Genomic DNA, 22738 nt, shown 5'->3' with positions numbered 1-22738 from the left:
AATCATGTTTGTGGACAAAATGAGTCCACGCTCGGAGATCCACATGAAACGCGAAGACGTCAAAACCAAACACGGTGAAGGCATGCACTTCGACACGCACGTGATAGTCAACCCGGCCAACACGCACGAGTGGATCATCCTGTTTAAAAAAGAGGTGGGAAGCAGTTATTTTCTGATCAATGACAATGAAGAAATCGAGTCATTTCGACAGCTGGATGACCTGATCCATGAGCTTCGGGAGATCGGCATCAAATCCGCTGAGATTCATTTCTGACTGCCCCTCCCCTGGAGGGGGGTCATGTCGGTAGCGAGCGCTCTGCTGTACTTGGCAGGCCATACCCATCGACCAGCAAGGAGAACAGCGGCCAGCCCCAGCGTGGGCAACCACACCCATAAAATCTCAGACTGCAGCACTGCCCAGCCGCGCTGACTCAGAAACTGCGTCAAACCGATGGGGGACACTTCGATCGGTCTGAACGGCATGAACCACCGTAGCTCACTGAAGGGCCAGAACAAGGCAACCCCGAGGCCGCCATCGGTGCAGGCATCCAGTAATGGATGAGACACGGCCGCCAGGAAGAGAAAGCTGATGCAGCGCCCAAGGCTCGTATGCAGTGACTTATAAAACACACTCGCCAGACAGCTAATGGCCAAGGCAAAAGCTATCGAATGGGCTGCACCGCGATGCCCCCAGGTGTCGGTATAGGCAATGCCCAGTTTGAATGAAATCACGTCGGCATCAGGTAGCGCGGCCAGCACCGCGCCCATGATCAATAACCTGGCGCTGATGTGGCGCCGCCCCATCGCCGCTCCAACAATAAGGGGCACGACAGCATGGGTGATAATGCTAGGCATGGAGCGTTGTTCCTCACGGTAATAACAGGAGTGAAGGCTGAAGGTCCTTCACGTTTAAACATCCGCCCCTTTGTTCGCGCCCATCGCACTGAGGAACCGCTGTTGGAGCCTCAGCATTTCACTGGGACCGATACGCTGGTACTCAAGGCCGAAACGTGGAGCAACCTCGCTGATGAGCTGGCTTAAGGCCGGATAATGCCGGTGGCTCCAGTGCGGGAACAGATGGTGTGTCAGGTGCAGGTTGGCCCCGCCGAGCCAATACCCCAGCCAGCGCGGCGTTGTCTGCCAGTCGATGGTGGTAGAAAACACATGGCGATACCGGCCGTGAGGTAATACGCCACTTTCCGGCGCCTGGTAAAACTTCGCCTTTGCCCAATGAGTACCGATGATCAGCATCACGAACAGCAACGAGGAGAGCATTTGACTGCCCAGGTAAACCAGCACGATGTCGAGCGCGCTGATGGTCGCTGGCAAAACCCGGAGCGGGATCAACAGCGCCAATACCAGGTGCGTGCCTTTGCCAAACACAAACACACTCCAGCCGCGCACGCCGTGTTGCGCCATTCGCCTGGTCACCGGCGTTTGCCCCGCCCGGTCCAACCAGTCGAACAGAAAAATGTAATAAGGGAAGGTCATGGCCGCAACCAGTGGCCAGTAAAAGCGCTGCACTCGCATAAAGGGCTTCCAGCGCTGGAATGGGGTCTGGCGTAGAACACCATTGGGCTCAATATCGAGGTCGTAGCCCTCAACGTTATTGTGCCAGTGATGAAAAATAACGTGCCGCACTCGCCAACAATCAGGATCAAGACCCAGCGGTATGCTGACCAGGCAATTGAGCCAGCGATTGGCCCAGCGTCGTTTGAAAAACGCATCATGGGACGCATCATGGACCACGTTGACCGTGATAAACATGGCCGTAAAAATGAAGCCGAAGTAATAACCGCAGTAAGCCCACCCTGTGGACTGCTCCAGGCTCATGCCGTAAAACCCGGTACATAGCAGCACCAGCACCAGTAGCTTGGCGATCATCCAGGTATCGGCGAAACGATGATCATGGTGCGCCGCCAGATAGTCGCTGGCCGCCCGCATCAGCGCTTTATGCACATCAGCGTCATCGCGCTGGAATGCTAGCGGTTTCATTATTGGGGCACCTTGTCCATGGACGTCTCCTGCCCCATCTGGCGCAGGAACTGTTGCTGTTGCCTCAGCAGTTCGCGATAGCCAATACAGCGATAGTCCATGCCGTGTTGCACCGCCAACTGTTCAATGATCGCCGCCAGCGCGGGGTAATGACGATGACTCCAACCGGGGAACAGATGATGGGTCAAATGGTAATTCAGCCCACCGGTGAAATGGCGCAGCCAGGGCGGCGTGGTCAGCCAGTCGCAAGCCGTAGAGAAATTATGTCGATACCAGCCATGGGGCATCACCGCCATATCAGGCGCACGATAAAACTGCGCCTGTGCCCAATGCGTACCAAGCAGCAAGTAAACCACCAACAACGACGCACACATCTGGCTCACGGCATACGCCAGCAGCACCGTCGACCCACTGATGCCATTGAGCTGACAAACAGCCAACGGCACCCCCAGCACCAATAGCAAATGGGTAACCTTGCTGACGACAAACAGCGTCCAGCCCCAGCGGCCCGGCAACACGTCTTTTGACTTGAGTGGCGTTTTTCCTAATCGATCCGACCAGTCAAATATCCAGGCGACATAGGGCAGCGACAACGCCGCGATCACCGGCCAGTAAAGGTGTTGATAGCGCATGTGTGCACGCCAACGCTGGAACGGAGTCTGTCGGAAGATGCCGTTCTCTTCCGTATCCAGGTCGTAATGTTCGACGTTGGCGTAGACGTGGTGAAAATCGACATGGCGCACCCGCCAGTAATCCGGATCCACACCCAACGGCAGCGTGACCAAGCGCCCTACCAGGCGGTTGGCCCAAGGTGCACGGAAGAAGACGTTGTGAGAGGCGTCATGATTGACCACCACGTTTAACAGCATTCCCATCATCACAAACAGGAAGTAGCAACCGACAAACGCCCACGCGTTGTGCTGCATCAGGCTCACGGCGTAGAACCCCGCGCACAACACCAGCAACACCAAGGCCCTGGCGAGCAGCCAACCATCGGCATAACGGTGGTCATCCGCCAGATAGGCGCGAGCCGCGCGCTTGAGTGCTTGATGAAAGGCCTGCTCGCCATCGGCGGGAAAGACCAGGGGCCTGAGCGACTCAGCCATGAGATTGCTCCACCGCAGGCGCAGCGTCGGATCGCCGCCGGGTGCAAGACCACAGCACCGCTACTCCGTGCACCCCAAGCGAGACAAGCACGACCTGCCAATACCCCTGTGACCACCTCAGCAGCCCGAGAAACAGCATTGGCAGCCCCAATGAAATTGCCAGCCACCCCATTACGCTCCAGGCGCGCCCTTGCACCATGCCCGCCAGCGCCACCGGTCCCAGCGCCAACAAGGTGAACAGCGCGACTTGCGGCCAATGAACGTTGGTGTAGCCGTAGCCATATTCATAGACATAGGCAATCACCCCGACAAACACCAGCAGCGCACCACTGAAAACGGTCAGGTTCGAGCAACGCCAGCGTCCGCCTTCATCGGACACGCTCACCGGCATGTGCATGTAGCGCAACAACGGCAGATTGCTCGCCCAGAATGGGTTTGCAGACGGTTTGGCGCCATCCACGCCATAGTCGAACGGCACTTGCGGCAGGCTGGGACAAAACGTGCCGAACAGTTTGTCCCAGAAGATGAAACTGCCGCCAAAGTTCTTGTTCGAGTAGGCCATGTCTTTGACGTGATGTACCCGATGATGGGCAGGCGTGACGAACACCGACTCCAGGACTCCCAACTTGGGCATCAATGCACTGTGATTAAACAGTTGAATTGTGTAATGCAGGATGGACACCGTGACAAACACCGACAACGGTACGCCCAGCACAGCCAACAGCATAAAGAATGGAATGGAGGTCAGTGACGAGTACCAAGAGTTGCGTACCCCCAATGACAGATTGAAATGCTCGCCCTGATGATGAACCACGTGCACCGCCCACAGCACACGCAAGTAGTGATGCGCCCGGTGCAACCAATAAAAACCGAAGTCCCAGGCAAACAGTGCAAATACCCAAGTCAGCACCGGTGGCCATGACTCAAACAGCGAGAGGCTGAAGCGGCTGGCGACATAGCCGTAACAGGTGATTTCCAGCCCACGGAACAACCACAGCATGAGATGGCCGGAGTTCAGGTTGAACATCACGTCATGCCAGTTGACCACGTCACGCTGGCGCCACTGCACGACCAGCATCTCGCCAATCACCACCAGCAACATGAACAGGATGGGGAACGCCAGATCAATCATCACGCCACTCCTTTGACCGCACGATAGCGAATCAAACCAACACACCGCACCAGCCATCCAGCCACCAGTGCCAACAACGTACCGCTGACCAGGTCAATCAACAGGTGTCGGCGTAACTGCAGGATCGAAAAGGCAATCGCCACAGCCCATAGGATGAACAACACCGTTCTCACTTTGTGCCTTTCATCGCCAACTGCCCATACGGCCAGCACCGTCAGTGCCATGTGCAATGACGGTAAGCAATTTTGCTTTGAGTCGAACCGTGTTAATGCACTCAACACTTCAGAACTGAGGGTGGTGCCGTGATCGAGCGGATAGACCATGGTCGTCGGCCACAACACATAAACGACCCCCGCCCCTATCGCAGTCAGTTGCATGGCCCTGGCCAACCATTTAACCCGATCAAGCGGGGCAAGCAGGTAAGCCAACGCAATCATGATGAAGAACGACAGGTACAACCAAATGGCGTGCGGGCTGAATGTGATCAGGCGATCAATCAATGAGGGCGAGATGACAGTCCCCGCGTCTTGAAGACGGTCAGTGAGGTTGTAAACAACCCCCACAGATCCCCAACCCAACAGCATGTGCCACAACCTTGGAAAGATTGCCTTGATCATGGATTCATCTGCCGAATGATTCGTCGTCTTTTCTGATCGAACGCTGGCATCACGGCCTGTACCGTCAGTTGCCACTCCAGTGGTTCGGTGGCGATCCCCTGTTGCTCGAGCACTGCCACGAGTTGCGCGTGACACTGTGCCAACTCCTGTTGTGAACAGTCGGCAACGAGCTGTAAACGATGTTCGGCCTGTTGAATCAACCGGTAATCACTGGTCAGCGGCAACGCGTTGGCAATGGCCCGCGTGCACAGATCGGCAAATATCACCTGCGGCGTCCCCTGGCGATTGAGCAACAACAACTGGTCATCGCATCGACCTTCTATCCGTTCAATGGCCATGGTCGCTTGCCCGCACGGGCATGGGGTGGCCTTCCTGACCAGTACATCATCGAGCCGGTAGCGCACGATGGGTTGTGTGCTACGGGTGAAATCGGTGATCAACGGCGTAAAGCGATGCTCATCGATCCACTGTGGCTCGATGTAGAGAAACTCTTCATTCAAATGCAGCGTGCCATGGGAACATGAAGCTGCCAGAAAACCCTCGGTGGCCTGATACACCTCACCGATGTCAGGAAACACCTGCTCCAGTATCCGTCGATCATGCATGTCCAGGACTTCGGCTACCGAGATCACTTTCTTGACGTTGAGGGCCAGTTGCTGATCGAGGACCGCGAGCGCAAGCGCCCTCAACACCTGGGCCGGCGCGACAATGATCGTCGGTGCCTGCTGCTGCAAGCGCGGCAGTTGCGCCGGGAAAGGCGCAAACAGATCGTAGAACTCCAGGCTCAGCCAGCGGTTGTTCACGCTGTGGTAGAGGTTGTTGTCCGCACGTAAAAATAGCGCGACGCGTTCACCGGCAAAAATACCTTCGGGCAGCATCTTTGCCAGCATGCCACCGGCCCAGACCTGTTGCTCCCGCTCACTGACGACAAACACACCGCGCTGCCCCGACGTGCCAGACGACAACCCAACACTGTAGGCGCCGACCGTGGGGGTGAAGTCGCGTTCGGTTTCGCTGCGTCGGGCACACGCCAGTAACTGATCGCGCTGCAATTGGGCGGTGTTCATCTGGTCGAACTGCGCCATCATCAGCGCCTTATCCATCAGCGGCCACTCGGTCACCGACAGCGTGCTGTAAGGGCGAAAATAGGGACTCTGTGCAAGGACCCGTCGAGCGAAGCGCTTCAGCTGTTTTGCCTGATAGGCTTGCAGCACCGCGCGATCGGTGAAGCTCAAACGTTGGGTACGAAAGTAGTGCCAGAGGGTCTTCACCGGGATCATAGGTCGCCCTCATGACACAGACGGATGTCGACATGACCGGCCGCCCACAGCTGGTTCAGTCGGCGGAGCGTGTCGTAATAGACGCGGGAATCATCCATCAGCAAATTGGCCAATACCGAGGGTCCGCGCAAGGTTTGATAGCTCTGGGCAGACCATCCGGCGTCACTGGCCAACAACGTCCAGCCTTCGTCGGTGAGAATGAATGCGCCGATATGCCCCGCCGCATGGCCTGGCAAAGGCACCAGGAAGATCTGCCCCTCACTTCCCGGCAGTTCAAAGCCGTGATCGAAAGGCGCCAACTGCTCAGACAAGCCCACCCGTGCAAAACTCTCCATAAACTGCAGTCGTGCTTCAAAACTCTCCGGGATCAAGCCGGGAATGAAGGCCTGCTTCAGCGCCGCAAACCCACGCAGTGTCCGGGTTTGTTGCCAACCCTGGCCCGAGCAGATGAAATTGGGCTGGCTGAAATCGCGCAGCCCGGCAATATGGTCGGCATGAAAATGCGAAAGGATCAGCCCCTCGATGTCATTGCCCGCCAAGCCTGCGCTGCGCAGTTGCTCGAGCAATGACTCGCGTGGGTCGAAGTACACCGGAGTGACCTGACGGTACACACGAAAGAGGCCGGACTGCGTCTGCTCCTGGAAATGCGTCGAGTAGCCGGTATCCCATAGCCAGCGACGACTGCCGACCTCCAGCAGATACGCCCGGGCCGGGAACTTACACACGCGCAGACCGGCCCCGCGTTGTGCCATGCAGGCGATATGGGTGCAGTAGCCCACCTCGAATTGGGTGACTTTAGCCATGAGCCGCCGCCCCCTGTTGCCTGAACCAGGCACCTGTTTGCTCGATCCCCTGCTCCATCGTGTAGCGTGGCGAGTATCCCAGTTCCTCAGTGGCGCGCACCTGGCTGAGCGTCATATCGAAATTCAACGCGGCGACGCTGTAGCGCGTCAGTTGCGGCTCTTTGCCCGTAGCGCAGCTCAGTAGCTCCAGCCCGCCGGCCAGTGCGTGCAAGAGCGGGTAGGGAATCGCCTGCAACTGATAGCGCAGGCCCAACTGTCCATGGAGCAAAAGATGCAGCATGTCAGCCAAGCGCATCGGCTGGTGGTTGGTGATGTTGTAGGCCGCCCCGGAAGGCAAAGGGTTGCTGCGGCTCGCCAGGTCCATGGCGTGCACCACGTTGAGCACAAAGGTCAGGTCCAACAGCGCTTTGCCGCCGCCGGGAAGGCGCAACACGCCGCGATCGTGCTCAAGCCGGCTCAGCACCCTGGGCAGGATCACCCGATCATGTGGGCCGAACAGGCCACGGGGCCGCAAGATTACGTAGGTGGTTTCCGGATAGCGCGGCACCAGCGCCTGGATGCCCTGCTCCGCCGCGTACTTGCTGGCGGCGTAATGGTTGGCAAACCGTGGGGCGCGGTAGCTCTCGACGATTTCATGATGATGCTGGAAATCAAAGTAGATCGAGGGCGTGGAGATATGAACAAAACGCCGAACACCGGCACGCCCTGCTGACTCAGCCAGTTTTTGCGTGGCAACCACGTTCGCCTGGTAGAAATCTTCCCGGCGACCCCACGGCGAAGACTTCGCGGCGCAGTGCCAGACCGCATCACACCCGCTCATCAATGGCTGGCATTGCTCAAGGCTTGCATGGGTTAAATCCAACGCCGTAAAGTCGGCGCCCAGCTCACGCAGGGCGTTACCAACCTGGGTGTCGCGACCGGTGGCATGCACCGCATGACCGGCGTCGAGCAGCCACTGTGCTGCGTTTCGCCCAAGCCCGCTGGTGGCGCCGGTCAGCAGTACCTTCATGGCAGCAGGACCATGCCGGCCAAGGATAAACCAGCCGCTGTGCCGATGAGCATAGCCGGCTCGGCGCGATTAAACCGTCCACTGGTGACCGCCGCGTGCAATGCCGTGGGGATCGATGCGGCCACCTGGTTGCCGTGATAGCGGTAGATATCCACCAACACGCTGGAAGAGACATTCAGGCGTCGACGCATATGCTCCAGCGACAGATGGCTGGCCTGATGCGGCACCACCGTGGCGATTTGTTCCAGGGTCAACCCGCTCGCCCCCAACAGACGAGCCAGGTAGTCCTCGATCAACGCCGAGGCTTGCCTGAACAATTGCTTGCCGCGCATCTGGAACAGGAAGTCGCTATCGGTCATACCTGCGCGCGGATTGCGTCGTGTGCCGCCCGCCCGTATCTCACAGAGTCCGCTGCCTTGGGGGTGGGTTTCAACCAGGCTGGCGAGGATCCCACTGGTGCCATCGCCCCGTTCAACGATGGCGCACGCTGCACCGTCGCCGAAAATCAGTGAGGATTCTTCATCGTCCCAGTCGATCCCGCGTGACGCCAGGTCGGCCGACACGATCGCAATGCGTCGGTAGGTGCCGGCATTTAACAGCCCTGCGGCGACCTGTAGCGCCGAGATAAAGCTCACACAGCTGCTATTGATGTCGAAACCAGGGGTGCCGGGCGCCAGCTGGGAGACCTTTAGGATGTGCACCGCCGTGCACGGCAATGCCTGCACGGAAATCGCCGAAGCCGAGATCAGCAAGTCGATTGATGCGGCGTCGATACCCTGGCGGTCCAGGGCGTCGTGAAGAGCGGCTGCCGCCAGCTCTGCCTGGCTGGCATCATCCGAGGCATGATAGCGATAGATAATGCCCGAACGCTTCTCGACATAGCCCGCAGGCTTGTTCAACAACCGATCAAGGTCGACCGAATCGACGCGATTGGGCGGTAGCGCCACGCCGGTGGCGATGATCTTGAGGGGAAGCAATGCGGGCGATGAAAACGGTGACTTCATTAAATATTCGACCTTGAATTCAGCAATGAAGGACGGAAGGCCGACAGACATCGGCACCGAAGTTGTTACTGCGCAGGGAGGAAAAACCGGCATTCGGCGAGGTCTTGCTCAGGGCACCGCGGTGGATAACCCACTCGGCGCGCAGCGCACAGACCACTAGAACCCACGAAAAAGACCCCAGCCAGCATATCGATTCCATCCATGGTGTGAGCGCTTGTTAGTTGTTGAGGAGACAGCGGGTATTTATAAAAACGAAGGAGCTTAGTCAGCCAAGGAGAGACGATTACCTCAAGTGCAGACACGGAAAAGTGTGGGAACTGTTCTCGAATGTCTATGACGTTTTCGGAAAAGTATTACATCGTACTCAGCGCGACGGAAACCTGATGAGCGGCGAGACCAAAAAATGAAAACCCTTTTTATTTAAAGGGTTTTCATTGTGTCGTACTTAATGACTACTGTGTCAGACGTTAATTATTCTATGTCAGTGTGATTTATTGAAAACCACGAGCTCCTGATCGCCGCAATGACTTACTCCACCGTCACCGATTTTGCCAGGTTACGCGGTTGGTCGACGTCAGTACCTTTAAGCACAGCGACGTAGTACGAGAGCAGTTGCAGCGGAATGGTGTAGAGGATCGGCGACAGGATGTCGTGGATGTGCGGCATGTTGACCACATGCGTGCCTTCGCCATTGCTCATGCCGGCTTTTTCGTCAGCAAACACAATCAGCTGGCCGCCACGGGCACGAACTTCCTGCAGGTTGGATTTCAATTTCTCCAACAGTTCGTTGTTCGGTGCCACTGTCACTACAGGCATGTCGTCGTCGACCAGCGCCAACGGGCCATGCTTGAGCTCGCCGGCCGGGTAGGCTTCAGCGTGGATGTAGGAGATTTCTTTGAGCTTCAGCGAGCCTTCCATCGCCACCGGGTACTGTGCGCCACGACCCAGGAACAGCGTGTGTTTCTTGTCGGCAAACAGCTCGGCGACTTTCTCCACAGTGCTGTCCATGGCCAACGCTTCACCCAGGCGCGCAGGCAAACGGCGAAGCTCTTCGACCAGTGTCGCTTCCACGCCTTCAGCCAAGGTGCCACGCACCTGACCCAGCGACAGAGTCAACAGCAACAGGCCCACCAACTGAGTGGTGAAGGCTTTGGTTGACGCCACACCGATTTCGCGACCGGCCTGGGTCAGCAGCGTCAGGTCGGACTCACGCACCAGGGAACTGATGCCGACGTTGCAGATCGCCAGGCTGGCAAGGAAACCCAACTCTTTTGCATTGCGCAGTGCCGCCAGGGTGTCAGCCGTTTCACCCGACTGGGAGATGGTCACGAACAACGAATCTGGCTGCACGACCACTTTGCGATAGCGGAATTCGCTGGCGACTTCGACCTGGCATGGGATCCCGGCCAGTTCTTCCAGCCAGTAACGTGCAACCATACCGGCGTGGTAACTGGTGCCGCAGGCGACGATCTGCACATTGCGGACCTTGGCAAACAGCTCGGCGGCTTGTGGGCCGAACGCTTGGACCAACACCTGATTCGGGCCAAGACGGCCTTCAAGAGTGCGTTGCACTACCGACGGTTGCTCGTGGATCTCCTTGAGCATGTAGTGACGGAACTCGCCCTTCTCGGCAGATTCGGTGTTATCGCGGTACTGCACCGCGTCACGCTCGACAACATTGCCGTCGATATCCCAGATCTGCACACTGTCACGGCGGATCTCGGCGATGTCGCCTTCTTCCAGGTACATGAAACGGTCAGTGACCTGACGCAGTGCCAGTTGGTCGGAGGCGAGAAAGTTCTCGCCCAGACCCAGGCCGATCACCAACGGGCTACCACTGCGAGCGGCGACCAGACGATCCGGTTGCTGCGCGCTGATAACGGCCAGGCCGTAAGCGCCGTGCAACTCCTTGACGGTGGCCTTGAGGGCAACGGTCAGGTCGGGGAGGTCTTTGAGTTTGTGGTTCAGCAGGTGGGCAATGACTTCAGTATCGGTGTCCGAGGTGAACACGTAACCCAGTGCCTTGAGCTGCTCACGCAGGGCTTCATGGTTTTCGATGATGCCGTTGTGCACCACCGCCAGATCGCCGGAGAAATGCGGGTGAGCGTTACGCTCGCACGGCGCACCGTGAGTGGCCCAACGGGTGTGGGCGATACCGAGACGGCCAACCAGCGGTTCTTGCGCCAGGGCCTGTTCAAGTTCGCTGACCTTACCCGGGCGACGCATGCGCTCAAGTTTTTCAGCGTTGGTGTAAACCGCCACGCCGGCGCTGTCGTAGCCGCGGTATTCGAGGCGCTTCAGACCTTCGAGCAAAATAGCGGTGATATTACGTTCCGCGACTGCGCCGACAATTCCACACATGCTATTTCTCCTGGCTGATTGCCGCGCATATCACGTTAATGCCGCGGGCCTGAATCTGATCACGAGCCTCTTGCGGCAGGCGATCATCGGTAATAAGGGTATGGATGCTGCTCCATGGCAGCTCCAGGTTTGGAATCTTGCGGCCGATCTTGTCGGATTCGACCATCACGATCACTTCACGGGCCACGTCGGCCATCACTCGGCTTAGACCGAGCAATTCATTAAAGGTCGTGGTACCTCGTAGCAGATCAATGCCATCGGCACCGATGAACAACTGATCAAAATCGTACGAGCGCAGGACCTGCTCGGCGACCTGCCCCTGGAATGACTCGGAATGCGGGTCCCAGGTTCCACCGGTCATCAACAGCACCGGTTCATGTTCAAGTTCACCCAACGCATTGGCGACGTACAACGAATTGGTCATGACCACCAGGCCCGGCTGTTGGCCAAGTTGTGGAATCATTGCCGCCGTGGTGCTGCCACTGTCGATAATGATCCGCGCATGCTCACGAATCCGCGCCACCGCGGCTTGGGCAATGGCTTGTTTGTACAGGGAAACGGATTGGCTCGGGTCATTGACCAACTCTTGGGGCATGGTGATCGCGCCGCCGTATCGGCGTAACAACAAGCCATTGCTTTCAAGCGCCGCCAGATCTTTGCGAATTGTAACTTCCGAGGTTTCAAAACGCTTGGCCAATTCATCCACACTGACTTCGCCCTGCTCAGTCAGCAAGGCAAGGATATTATGGCGACGTTGTGGTGTATTGCGCTTTGACATGAGCTGGTAAGTTTCGATTCGAAAGATAACGAAAGCAATCAAAACCTATCGGCGAAACCTCGTCAAGCCGGCACACGAAAAAAGATCTGTGGATAAAAGCATCGCGGGCAAGCCTTGCTCCTACGGATCTCACCGTCTGTAGGAGCAAGGCTTGCCCGCGATGGCTATCTCACCAGCGCCACAGATACACGGCCCGAACGATCTGTGGATAACTCAGCTCTTCTGGACTTTCACCGGACGCTTCCAGCCATCGATATTCTTCTGTCGAGCCCGACCAACGGCCAGCTGGGACTTATCCACAGTCGAGGTAATCGTCGAACCTGCCGCAGTGGTCGCGCCGTCCAGGATATCCACAGGCGCTACCAACGAGTTGTTGGAGCCAATGAATACGTCTTCACCCAGGACGGTCTTCCACTTGTTGACGCCATCATAGTTGCAGGTGATGGTGCCGGCGCCAATGTTGGTGCGCGCGCCGACTTCGGCATCACCCAGGTAGGTCAAGTGGCCGGCCTTGGCGCCCTCACCCAGATGGGCATTCTTCAGTTCGACGAAGTTACCCACATGGGCGCGGGCTTCCAGCACCGTGCCCGGACGCAAGCGCGCGAACGGACCGGCATCGCTACCCTCGCCCAAATCCGCGCCTTCGATGTGGCTGTTGGCCTTGATGACCACGCCCTTGCGCAGGGTGCTGTCCTTGATCACGCAGTTCGGACCAATGACCACGTCGTCTTCGATGACCACACGACCTTCGAGAATCACGTTGATGTCGATCAGCACATCGCGGCCGACAGTCACTTCACCGCGCACATCAAAACGCGCCGGATCGCGCAACGTCACGCCCTGGGCCATCAGACGACGGCCTTCGCGCAACTGATAATGACGCTCCAGCTCTGCGAGCTGTTTGCGGTCGTTGGCGCCCTGCACTTCCATCGCGTCGTGAGGCTGCTCGGTGTCCACCACCAGACCGTCGCTGACTGCCATGGCAATCACGTCGGTCAGGTAATACTCGCCCTGCACATTGTTGTTGGAGAGCCGGCTCATCCAGTCCCCCAGATGACTGGCCGGCACCGCCATAATGCCGGTGTTGCCTTCAGTGATCATACGCTCGGCTTCACTGGCATCCTTGTGCTCGACGATAGCGGTCACGCGCCCATCAGCGTTGCGCACGATACGGCCATAACCCGTCGGGTCATCGAGTTCGACGGTCAACAGACCCATCTGCAGTGGCGCCACAAGCTTGAGCAGGCGTTGCAGGGTCGGGACTTCGATCAGCGGCACGTCACCGTAAAGGATCAATACGGTATCGGCGGTAATGAACGGCACGGCCTGGGCCACGGCGTGACCTGTGCCAAGTTGCTGGTCCTGCAACACGAAGTTCAAGTCATCTGCTGCCAGACGCTCGCGTACCACGTCGGCACCATGACCGATCACCACGTGAATGCGCTGTGGATCAAGTTGGCGGGCGCTGTGGATAACATGGCCAAGCATGGAATTTCCCGCAACCGGGTGAAGCACCTTTGGCAGTGCCGAACGCATGCGAGTGCCTTGACCGGCAGCGAGAATAACGATTTCTAGAGACATGACTGGCAACCAATCCTGGGAGGTCAGCGGCTGCGACCAAGAGGTAATTTGCAGAAAAAGAAAAAGGGTAGCCGAGGCTACCCTTTTTAATCAATCACACAACAAGCGGGAGGCTTATCAGCCGCCGAACTTCTTGCGGATCTGCTGGACGGTGCGCAGCTGAGCTGTCGCCTCGGCCAGACGAGCGGCAGCGGAACCGTAGTCGAACTCGGCGCCTCTTTCATGCAAGGCCTTCTCAGCAGCCTGAACGGCTAGCTGAGCGGAGGCTTCGTCCAGGTCGGCAGCACGTTGCACAGTGTCGGCAAGCACCTTGACCATGTTCGGCTGAACCTCGAGGAAACCACCGGAGATGTAAAACACCTCGGCTTCCCCGCCCTGCTTGATCAAGCGGATCGGACCTGGTTTCAGATTAGTGATCAGCGGAGCGTGACCCAGAGCGATACCAAGATCACCCAGCTCACCGTGCGCAATCACCATCTCGACCAGACCAGAGAAGATTTCCCCTTCCGCACTGACGATGTCGCAATGGACTGTCATAGCCATCTGCTTGCCTCAACCTAAATTAGCGCCCGTCGCCGGGCGCCGGGATTACAGTTTCTTGGCTTTCTCGATCGCTTCTTCGATGCCGCCGACCATGTAGAACGCTTGTTCTGGCAGGTGGTCGTAGTCACCGTTGAGGATGCCTTTGAAGCCAGCAATGGTGTCTTTCAGGGAAACGTATTTACCCGATGCACCAGTGAAGACTTCAGCCACGAAGAACGGCTGCGACAAGAAGCGCTGGATCTTACGAGCGCGGGATACCAACTGCTTGTCGGTTTCCGACAGCTCGTCCATACCCAGGATCGCAATGATGTCCTTCAGTTCTTTGTAACGCTGCAGAACATACTGAACGCCGCGAGCGGTGTCGTAGTGGTCCTGACCGATCACGTTCGGGTCCAGCTGACGCGAAGTCGAATCCAGTGGATCTACCGCTGGGTAGATACCCAGGGAAGCGATGTCACGGGACAGAACGACGGTGGCGTCCAAGTGGGCGAAGGTGGTCGCTGGCGACGGGTCAGTCAAGTCATCCGCAGGTACGTATACCGCTTGGATCGAGGTGATCGAACCGTTTTTGGTGGAAGTGATGCGCTCTTGCAGAGTGCCCATCTCTTCAGCCAGGGTCGGCTGGTAACCTACTGCAGAAGGCATACGGCCCAGCAGTGCGGATACTTCAGTACCGGCCAGGGTGTAACGATAGATGTTGTCGACGAACAGCAGAACGTCGTTACCTTCGTCACGGAACTTCTCGGCCATGGTCAGGCCGGTCAGTGCTACGCGCAGACGGTTTCCCGGCGGCTCGTTCATCTGACCGTAAACCAGTGCCACTTTGTCCAGAACGTTGGAGTCCTTCATCTCGTGGTAGAAGTCGTTACCCTCACGAGTACGCTCACCCACACCGGCGAACACGGAATAACCGCTGTGCTCGATGGCGATGTTACGGATCAGTTCCATCATGTTTACGGTTTTGCCTACACCGGCACCACCAAACAGACCGACTTTACCGCCTTTGGCGAACGGGCAAACCAGGTCGATAACCTTGATGCCGGTTTCCAGCAGGTCGTTGCCGCCAGCTTGTTCAGCGAAGGACGGCGCAGGACGGTGAATGCCCCAGCGTTCTTCGGTGTCAATCGGGCCAGCTTCGTCGATCGGGTTACCCAGTACGTCCATGATCCGGCCCAGGGTCGCTTTACCGACCGGTACGGAGATGGCTGCGCCGGAGTCCTTGACTTCCAGACCACGCTTCAAGCCCTCGGTGGAGCCCATCGCAATGGTACGAACCACGCCGTCGCCCAGCTGCTGCTGAACTTCAAGCGTAGTTCCGGCCGCGCTTTGTACTTCCAGCGCGTTGTAGATGCTCGGTACGCTGTCGCGTGGAAATTCCACGTCGATAACGGCGCCGATGATTTGAACGATACGTCCGCTACTCATAGCTGGATCCTCTGAATATTTGAACCGTTAAACCGCGGCAGCGCCGCCGACGATTTCCGAGATCTCTTGGGTGATCGCAGCCTGACGCGCCTTGTTGTAGATCAGCTGCAAATCGCTGATCAAGTCACCGGCGTTGTCGGTAGCGTTCTTCATTGCGATCATCCGCGCCGCTTGTTCAGCTGCGTTGTTCTCGACCACCGCCTGGTAGACCTGCGACTCCACGTAGCGGACCATCAAGCCGTCAAGCAGCTCCTTGGCATCCGGTTCGTAGAGATAGTCCCAGTGGTGCTTGAGTTCTTGATCCGGGGTCGCCACCAGTGGAATCAACTGCTCCACGGTAGGCTGTTGCGTCATGGTGTTGATGAACTTGTTGGACACCACGCACAGGCGGTCAATACGGCCGTCCAGGTAGGCATCCAGCATCACCTTGACGCTGCCGATCAGATCATTGATCGACGGCTCTTCACCCAGGTGGCTGATAGCTGCAACGACGTTACCGCCGAAGTTGCGGAAGAAAGCCGCACCTTTGCTACCAATCACGCACAGATCGATCTCGACGCCTTGTTCGCGGTTTACCGCCATGTCCTTGACCAAAGCCTTGAACAGGTTGGTGTTCAAGCCACCACACAGACCACGGTCACTGCTCACGACGACATAACCAACGCGCTTGATAGCGCGCTCGATCATGAACGGGTGGCGATATTCCGGGTTAGCGTTGGCCAGATGACCAATAACCTGGCGGATGCGCTCCGCGTAAGGACGGCTAGCCGACATGCGCATTTGTGCCTTGCGCATTTTGCTGACCGCCACTTTTTCCATGGCGCTGGTAATTTTTTGCGTGCTTTTGATGCTCGCAATCTTACTGCGAATCTCTTTTGCGCCTGCCATGTAACACCTATCAGGTTAGCAAGCGGGAGCCTCTCGGCCCCCGCTGCGGCTTACCAGGTTTGGGTGGCCTTGAACTTCTCGATACCGGCTTTCAGGCCAGCGTCGATTTCGTCATTGAAGTCACCCTTCACGTTGATCTTCGCCATCAATTCGGCGTGATCGCGGTTGAAGTAAGCAATCATCGCCTGCTCGAAGCTACCGATTTTTGGAATCTCGATGTCTACCAGGAAGCCACGTTCAGCGGCATACAGGGACAACGACATGTCGGCAATGGACATCGGCGCATATTGCTTCTGCTTCATCAGCTCGGTAACGCGCTGACCGTGCTCAAGCTGCTTGCGAGTGGCTTCGTCCAGGTCAGAAGCGAACTGGGCGAATGCAGCCAGTTCACGGTACTGAGCCAGAGCGGTACGGATACCACCGGAAAGCTTCTTGATGATCTTGGTCTGAGCGGCACCACCCACACGGGATACCGAAACACCGGCGTTCACTGCAGGACGGATCCCGGAGTTGAACATGGCCGATTCCAGGAAGATCTGACCGTCGGTGATCGAAATCACGTTGGTCGGAACGAACGCGGAAACGTCGCCAGCCTGGGTTTCAATGATTGGCAGAGCGGTCAAGGAACCGGTCTTGCCAGTCACGGCACCGTTGGTGAACTTCTCTACGTACTCTTCCGAAACGCGGGATGCGCGCTCCAGCAGACGGGAGTGGAGATAGAACACGTCGCCTGGGTAGGCTTCACGGCCTGGTGGACGGCGCAGCAGCAGGGAAATCTGGCGGTAAGCCACTGCTTGCTTGGACAGATCGTCATAAACGATCAGCGCGTCTTCACCGCGGTCGCGGAAATATTCGCCCATGGTGCAACCGGAGTACGGTGCCAGGAATTGCAGTGCAGCCGATTCCGAAGCACTGGCAGCTACGACGATGGTGTTAGCCAAGGCGCCGTTTTCTTCCAGCTTGCGAACCACGTTGGCGATGGTCGATTGTTTCTGACCGATCGCTACGTAGACGCAGAAGATGCCGCTGTCTTTCTGGTTGATGATCGCGTCGATCGCCAGAGCGGTTTTACCGATCTGACGGTCACCGATGATCAGCTCACGCTGGCCACGGCCGACAGGGATCATGGCGTCAACAGCCTTGTAGCCAGTCTGTACAGGCTGGTCTACCGACTTACGCCAGATCACGCCTGGAGCAACTTTCTCGACCGCATCGGTCTCGGTGTTGTTCAGCGGACCTTTACCGTCAACTGGGTTACCCAGTGCGTCGACTACGCGACCCAGCAGTTCCTTACCAACAGGAACTTCAAGGATGCGGCCAGTGCACTTGGCGCTCATGCCTTCAGCCAGAGTCTGGTAAGAGCCCAATACAACGGCACCTACAGAGTCTTGCTCCAGGTTGAGGGCCATACCGTAGACGCCGCCCGGAAACTCGATCATCTCGCCGTACATTACGTCGGCCAGACCGTGAATCCGCACGATGCCGTCAGATACGCTGACGACAGTGCCTTCGTTACGGGCTTGGGAGGTCACATCGAGCTTTTCGATGCGGCCCTTGATAATTTCACTTATTTCGGAAGGATTGAGTTGCTGCATTGCTCTGCTGCCCCTTCAAACTCAAGATTTCAATGCTTCGGCAAGGTTCGCGAGTTTGCCGCGAACCGAGCCATCGATAACCAGGTCGCCGGCGCGGATGACAATGCCCCCTATCAGGGATTTGTCTTCCTCGACTTGCAGGCGCACTTCCCGGTTGAGTCGTGCACTGAGAACCTTGGCGAGTTTGTCTTGCTGTTCTTGGTTCAACGCGAAAGCACTGGTCACTTCAACGTCTACCGACTTCTCTTGTTCGGCCTTGTACAGGTCGAACAGAGCGGATATCTCCGGCAAAAGCGGGAGACGGTCGTTTTCGGCAACGACGTTGATGAAGTTCTGTGCCTTGGCATCAAACTTGTCGCCGCACACGTCAATAAACGTGGCGGCCTTGTCTGCGCTCGTCAGTCGCGGGGCCTTGAGCACGCGCTGCATGGTGTCGTCTTGCGACACTGCTGCAGCCAGGCCGAGCATGGCTGACCAAGAGGCCAGTTGCTGGTGGGCCTGGGCATGCTCGAAGGCTGCCTTAGCGTAAGGTCGGGCCAACGTGGTCAGTTCTGCCATGATCGCCCTCGCTTAAATTTCAGCAGCCAGTTTGTTTACCAGCTCCGCGTGCGCGTTTTGATCGATTGTGGCACCCAGGATCTTCTCGGCGCCGCCAACGGCCAGTGCACCCAGTTGGGCACGCAGCGCGTCTTTGACACTGTTCAGTTCCTGTTCGATCTCGGCCTGAGCCTGCAATTTCACACGTTCAGCGTCGACACGGGCTTTATCAACAGCCTCTTCGACGATCTGATTACCGCGCTTCTTGGCTTGCTCAATGATTTCGGCTGCCTGAGCTTTAGCTTCGCGCAGTTGTTGACCCGCTTTATCTTGGGCCAATTCCAGGTCGCGAGCTGCTCGGGCGGCAGCGTCCAGTCCATCCGCGATCTTCTTCTGACGTTCGTGCAAAGCCGCGATGACCGGAGGCCACACGAACTTCATGCAAAACAGTACAAAAATGAAGAACGCAACGGACTGGCCAATCAGGGTTGCATTAATGTTCACGCCAACACCTCGCTCGTTCGTTGTCCATCAGACTTGCTCAACTCGAAAATCCGAGTGATTAGTGAGCGAGTTGACCAACGAAAGGGTTCGCGAAGGTGAAGAACAGAGCGATACCAACGCCGATCATGGTTACGGCGTCGAGCAGACCGGCAACGATGAACATTTTAACTTGCAGCATTGGAACCATTTCTGGCTGACGCGCTGCGCCTTCCAGGAACTTGCCACCCAACAGGCCGAAACCAATTGCGGTACCCAGTGCGCCCAGGCCGATCAACAGTGCAACAGCGATAGCGGTTAGACCAACTACAGTTTCCATCTTTCCTCCCGACTTTTACGTCGTATGGTTTAGGTTTTTTAGATTAAAGCGGTAAAACAAATCGTTTCATCGAGCCCGGTACGGGCCCCCTCTCGCCGAGGCGAGAGGGACATCAGACTAGCCGAAGCCGGTCTTAATGGTTCTCTTCGTGCGCCATCGACAGGTAGACGATGGTCAGCATCATGAAGATAAACGCCTGCAGGGTGATGATCAGGATGTGGAACACAGCCCACGCCCACTGCAGCACAATGCCCAGGCCGCTAAGCCAGAGCAGGCCGCTGCCGAACATCACGGCGATCAGGATAAACACCAGCTCGCCAGCGTACATGTTGCCGAACAGACGCAGTGCCAGCGAGATTGGCTTGGCAATCAGCGTCACGAATTCCAGCAGGAAGTTCACCGGAATCAGCAGCGCCTGAACAAAAATGTTCTTGCTGCCGAACGGGTGCAGGGTCAGTTCGCCGATAAAGCCGCCGATGCCCTTGATTTTGATGCTGTAGAAAATGATCAGCGCGAACACCGAGAAGGCCATGGCCAGCGTAGCGTTCGGGTCGGTGGTCGATACGGCGCGGAACGGAATCTCGTGGTTGCCGGAAATGGCCGCAGCCAGTTGCGGGATCCAGTCGACCGGTACCAGGTCGATGGCGTTCATCATGAACACCCAGACGAAGATGGTCAGTGCCAAAGGTGCAACCACCGGGCTACGGCCATGGAAGCTGTCTTTCACGCTGCTGTCGACGAATTCGACCAATACTTCAACGAAGTTCTGCAAGGCGCCTGGTACGCCGGAAGTCGCCTTCTTCGCCGCCATGCGGAAAAGAAGAACGAAGATCAGCCCCAACGCGACCGACCAGCCGAGGGTATCGACGTGGAAAGCCCAAAAGCCCATTGCCTTGGCTTCTGCTGCGGTGTGGGCAAAACCCCAGCCGCCGGTAGGTAGCTGACCGAAGGTCAGGTTTTGCAAGTGGTGCTGGATATAGCCCGAAGCGGATTCTGCTGCCATGGTTGCCTCAAACGCCCTAAGGTCTCGAAAGTCTTGTTCTCATCAGCAGGGGAGCGAACCAGCTGACCAGTTGGGTCAGCACGAAGACGCCGAATACAGCTAGCGGCGCCAGTGGCTTCACACCTGCGAACGTCAATGCAAAGAGCACTGCCGTCAAAATCAGTTTGCCTGCCTCGCCGGCATAAAAAGACCGGACAATGGCTTGAGCTGCTCGGGCGCCGGAAAACCGAAATGCCCTGTGAGCGAAATAAACATTGGGAAGCAAGGCTATCAGACCTCCGCAGAGTCCTGAGTATCCGGCTACGACTCCATGCCATCGCCAGAGCGCCGTCGCTGCAAGCAGCAAAACGACAAATTGCGCCAATAACACGGGAAAAACCGCCAAGCGATGGAACGGCAAGCGGTTTGGCGTGCGGGTTTCCATCACTTTTGCTCCTCAAAGGCCGGCTGCCAGAATTCAATAACTTGGCATAATTTGTGCCGACAAAATGCGCGCAGAGTATAGGGGCGGTTCAGCCCCTATTCAACTGTCAGGTAGTGATTTCGAACGTCGCGCTACATGAGGAAATGTTTCAGCGGATATGTGCGAGGACGCCTTGAAGCTCGTCAAGGGAGTTGTAGCCAATCACCAACTGTCCTTTGCCCTTCTTCCCGTGGCGGATCTGCACCGCAGAGCCTAGGCGCTCTGCCAGGCGTTGTTCGAGACGAGCGATATCCGGGTCCGGTTTCGAGGGTTCGGCAGGCGCCGGTTTACCACTCAACCACTGGCGAACCAGGGCCTCGGTCTGGCGCACGGTGAGGCCACGTGCGACAACATGTCGCGCCCCCTCGACCTGTTGATTTTCCGGCAACCCGAGCAAAGCCCGGGCATGACCCATTTCCAGGTCGCCGTGGGACAACATGGTCTTGATGACTTCCGGCAATGCAATCAGGCGCAACAAGTTGGCCACCGTCACGCGGGATTTACCCACAGCCTCGGCAACTTGCTGCTGAGTCAGCTGGAATTCCTGCTGCAAACGCTGCAGGGCGACCGCTTCCTCGATCGGATTGAGGTCTTCGCGCTGAATGTTCTCGATCAGCGCCATGGCGATTGCGGTTTCATCCGGCACATCGCGCACCATCGCCGGGATGGTTTCCTGGCCAGCCTGCTGGCTGGCACGCCAGCGGCGTTCACCGGCGATGATTTCAAAGCGGCCAGCACCGATCGGGCGAACCACGATCGGCTGCATCACGCCTTGGGCCTTGATCGACTGTGCCAGTTCTTCCAGCGCCTGGGGATCCATATCCCGACGCGGCTGGTACTTGCCGCGCTGGATCAGGTCCAGCGGCAGGTGTTGCAGCTCACGCTGATCGGCCTGCACCGCCAGCTCTTCAAGCGAACTGACGGTCGGACCACTCAGCAGTGCATCCAGTCCACGTCCGAGACCTCGTTTCTTGACGGCCATGGGGATTCCTTAAGTTGCCTGAGCAGCGGCAATGCGTGAATTTTTGCGTTGACGACGAACCATCTCGCCCGCCAGGGCCAGATAGGCCAGTGCGCCACGGGATTGTTTGTCATAGGCCAACGCCGGCATGCCATAACTTGGCGCTTCGGCCAGACGGATGTTGCGCGGTATCACGGTGTCGTACAGTTGCTCGCCGAAGTGTTCCTTGAGCTGCGCCGACACATCGTTCATCAGGCTCAGGCGCGGGTCGTACATAGTCCGCAGCAGGCCTTCGATTTTCAGGTTCGGGTTCAGCAGCTCAGCGATACGCTTGATGTTATCCACAAGGTCGCTCAACCCTTCGAGCGCAAAATACTCGCACTGCATGGGGATAATTACCCCGTCGGAAGCAACCAGAGCATTGAGCGTGAGCATCGACAGCGAAGGTGGGCAGTCGATCAAAATGTAATCGTAGTTCTCACGGATCGGCGCCAAAGCGCTGCGCAGACGGCTTTCCTTCATCTGCATTTCCAGCAGAACGACTTCAGCCGCGGTCAAATCGCGGTTGGCCGGCAACAACTGGTAACCACCGTGTTCGGAGAAGTGCATGGCCTGAGCCAGGTCGCATTCGCCGATCAACAGGTCGTAGACCGAGTTTTCCAGGCCGTGTTTATCCACACCGCTACCCATGGTGGCGTTGCCCTGTGGATCAAGATCGATCAACAACACCCGACGCTTGGTCGCGACCAGGGATGCTGCGAGGTTGATGCAGGTGGTGGTCTTGCCCACACCACCCTTTTGGTTCGCTATCGCGAATACCTTAGCCATTCTTGCTTG

The 22738-nt window shown here is 57.4% G+C and carries 24 protein-coding genes; 1 reads left to right on the top strand and 23 read right to left on the bottom strand.

All coding sequences use genetic code 11. The features are described 5' to 3' along the window. Window positions 1-43: 43 nt before the first annotated feature. Window positions 44-274 carry a hypothetical protein gene (locus AC1RJ3_RS13795; protein ID WP_054598207.1) on the top strand — a complete coding sequence of 77 codons (231 nt, stop codon included), beginning with the start codon at window positions 44-46 and terminating at the stop codon, window positions 272-274. On the opposite strand, the gene AC1RJ3_RS13790 is transcribed toward AC1RJ3_RS13795, so the two are convergent. The 23 genes from AC1RJ3_RS13790 to AC1RJ3_RS13680 all read right to left on the bottom strand — a co-directional run bounded on the left by AC1RJ3_RS13790 (window position 265) and on the right by AC1RJ3_RS13680 (window position 22729). Further along, window positions 265-855, bottom strand: coding sequence for a metal-dependent hydrolase (locus AC1RJ3_RS13790; protein ID WP_054594839.1), 591 nt, complete (start codon window positions 853-855; stop codon window positions 265-267). The two genes, AC1RJ3_RS13795 and AC1RJ3_RS13790, sit on opposite strands and share 10 nt — an antisense overlap. A gap of 54 nt (window positions 856-909) precedes the next feature. Beyond that, window positions 910-1995 (bottom strand): fatty acid desaturase family protein, encoded by a 1086-nt coding sequence (locus tag AC1RJ3_RS13785; RefSeq protein WP_493079276.1) that lies wholly within the window; start codon window positions 1993-1995, stop codon window positions 910-912. Then, a complete protein-coding gene (locus AC1RJ3_RS13780) occupies window positions 1995-3101 on the bottom strand; it encodes a fatty acid desaturase family protein (RefSeq protein ID WP_493079275.1) in 1107 nt (368 codons plus the stop codon). Before AC1RJ3_RS13780 ends, AC1RJ3_RS13785 begins: the two co-directional genes overlap by 1 nt. Next, window positions 3094-4233 carry a sterol desaturase family protein gene (locus AC1RJ3_RS13775; protein ID WP_493079274.1) on the bottom strand — a complete coding sequence of 380 codons (1140 nt, stop codon included), beginning with the start codon at window positions 4231-4233 and terminating at the stop codon, window positions 3094-3096. The genes AC1RJ3_RS13780 and AC1RJ3_RS13775 overlap by 8 nt, the downstream gene beginning before the upstream one ends. Further along, window positions 4233-4850 carry a phosphatase PAP2 family protein gene (locus AC1RJ3_RS13770; RefSeq protein ID WP_493079273.1) on the bottom strand — a complete coding sequence of 206 codons (618 nt, stop codon included), beginning with the start codon at window positions 4848-4850 and terminating at the stop codon, window positions 4233-4235. The genes AC1RJ3_RS13775 and AC1RJ3_RS13770 overlap by 1 nt, the downstream gene beginning before the upstream one ends. After that, on the bottom strand, window positions 4847-6130 hold the full coding sequence (locus tag AC1RJ3_RS13765) for a F390 synthetase-related protein (RefSeq protein WP_054594844.1): 1284 nt from the start codon (window positions 6128-6130) through the stop codon (window positions 4847-4849). The genes AC1RJ3_RS13770 and AC1RJ3_RS13765 overlap by 4 nt, the downstream gene beginning before the upstream one ends. Further along, a complete protein-coding gene (locus AC1RJ3_RS13760; RefSeq protein ID WP_054594845.1) occupies window positions 6127-6933 on the bottom strand; it encodes an MBL fold metallo-hydrolase in 807 nt (268 codons plus the stop codon). The genes AC1RJ3_RS13765 and AC1RJ3_RS13760 overlap by 4 nt, the downstream gene beginning before the upstream one ends. Next, entirely contained in the window at window positions 6926-7942 is a 1017-nt protein-coding gene (locus AC1RJ3_RS13755) for an NAD-dependent epimerase/dehydratase family protein (protein WP_493079272.1), read from the bottom strand. The genes AC1RJ3_RS13760 and AC1RJ3_RS13755 overlap by 8 nt, the downstream gene beginning before the upstream one ends. Then, on the bottom strand, window positions 7939-8946 hold the full coding sequence (locus tag AC1RJ3_RS13750) for a 3-oxoacyl-[acyl-carrier-protein] synthase III C-terminal domain-containing protein (RefSeq protein WP_493079271.1): 1008 nt from the start codon (window positions 8944-8946) through the stop codon (window positions 7939-7941). The genes AC1RJ3_RS13755 and AC1RJ3_RS13750 overlap by 4 nt, the downstream gene beginning before the upstream one ends. Before the next feature lie 528 nt (window positions 8947-9474). Continuing rightward, a complete protein-coding gene (glmS, locus tag AC1RJ3_RS13745; RefSeq protein ID WP_493079270.1) occupies window positions 9475-11307 on the bottom strand; it encodes a glutamine--fructose-6-phosphate transaminase (isomerizing) in 1833 nt (610 codons plus the stop codon). A 1-nt stretch (window position 11308) separates the two neighbouring features. After that, entirely contained in the window at window positions 11309-12085 is a 777-nt protein-coding gene (locus AC1RJ3_RS13740) for a DeoR/GlpR family DNA-binding transcription regulator (RefSeq protein ID WP_493079269.1), read from the bottom strand. Window positions 12086-12298: 213 nt separating this feature from the next. Then, the gene (gene glmU, locus AC1RJ3_RS13735; protein WP_493079268.1) at window positions 12299-13666 is read right to left on the bottom strand and encodes a bifunctional UDP-N-acetylglucosamine diphosphorylase/glucosamine-1-phosphate N-acetyltransferase GlmU; all 1368 of its coding nucleotides are present in this window, start codon (window positions 13664-13666) and stop codon (window positions 12299-12301) included. 117 nt (window positions 13667-13783) lie between these two features. Further along, window positions 13784-14209 (bottom strand): F0F1 ATP synthase subunit epsilon, encoded by a 426-nt coding sequence (locus tag AC1RJ3_RS13730; RefSeq protein ID WP_054594851.1) that lies wholly within the window; start codon window positions 14207-14209, stop codon window positions 13784-13786. Between the two features lie 45 nt (window positions 14210-14254). Continuing rightward, a complete protein-coding gene (gene atpD, locus AC1RJ3_RS13725) occupies window positions 14255-15634 on the bottom strand; it encodes a F0F1 ATP synthase subunit beta (RefSeq protein WP_019694391.1) in 1380 nt (459 codons plus the stop codon). Window positions 15635-15661: 27 nt separating this feature from the next. Further along, window positions 15662-16522, bottom strand: a complete 861-nt coding sequence (gene atpG, locus AC1RJ3_RS13720; RefSeq protein ID WP_054594852.1) for a F0F1 ATP synthase subunit gamma — start codon at window positions 16520-16522, stop codon at window positions 15662-15664. Between the two features lie 50 nt (window positions 16523-16572). Further along, complete coding sequence (gene atpA / locus AC1RJ3_RS13715; protein WP_054594853.1) at window positions 16573-18117, bottom strand: F0F1 ATP synthase subunit alpha; 1545 nt, start codon at window positions 18115-18117, stop codon at window positions 16573-16575. 21 nt (window positions 18118-18138) lie between these two features. Next, window positions 18139-18675 carry a F0F1 ATP synthase subunit delta gene (locus AC1RJ3_RS13710; RefSeq protein ID WP_054594854.1) on the bottom strand — a complete coding sequence of 179 codons (537 nt, stop codon included), beginning with the start codon at window positions 18673-18675 and terminating at the stop codon, window positions 18139-18141. Between the two features lie 12 nt (window positions 18676-18687). Then, entirely contained in the window at window positions 18688-19158 is a 471-nt protein-coding gene (locus tag AC1RJ3_RS13705) for a F0F1 ATP synthase subunit B (RefSeq protein ID WP_054594855.1), read from the bottom strand. A 58-nt stretch (window positions 19159-19216) separates the two neighbouring features. Next, window positions 19217-19474, bottom strand: coding sequence for a F0F1 ATP synthase subunit C (atpE, locus tag AC1RJ3_RS13700; RefSeq protein WP_019694395.1), 258 nt, complete (start codon window positions 19472-19474; stop codon window positions 19217-19219). A gap of 133 nt (window positions 19475-19607) precedes the next feature. Then, complete coding sequence (gene atpB / locus AC1RJ3_RS13695; protein WP_054594856.1) at window positions 19608-20477, bottom strand: F0F1 ATP synthase subunit A; 870 nt, start codon at window positions 20475-20477, stop codon at window positions 19608-19610. Window positions 20478-20493: 16 nt separating this feature from the next. Beyond that, window positions 20494-20901: a F0F1 ATP synthase subunit I gene (locus tag AC1RJ3_RS13690; protein WP_054594857.1), complete on the bottom strand. Its 408-nt coding sequence runs from the start codon at window positions 20899-20901 to the stop codon at window positions 20494-20496. A gap of 148 nt (window positions 20902-21049) precedes the next feature. Continuing rightward, window positions 21050-21922, bottom strand: coding sequence for a ParB/RepB/Spo0J family partition protein (locus tag AC1RJ3_RS13685; protein ID WP_103314861.1), 873 nt, complete (start codon window positions 21920-21922; stop codon window positions 21050-21052). A 9-nt stretch (window positions 21923-21931) separates the two neighbouring features. After that, window positions 21932-22729 carry a ParA family protein gene (locus tag AC1RJ3_RS13680; RefSeq protein WP_019694399.1) on the bottom strand — a complete coding sequence of 266 codons (798 nt, stop codon included), beginning with the start codon at window positions 22727-22729 and terminating at the stop codon, window positions 21932-21934. Window positions 22730-22738: the final 9 nt, after the last annotated feature.

Source organism: Pseudomonas sp. GW822-FHT04C11, from assembly GCF_058800905.1.
This window is presented reverse-complemented; position numbering and strand designations above follow the sequence as displayed.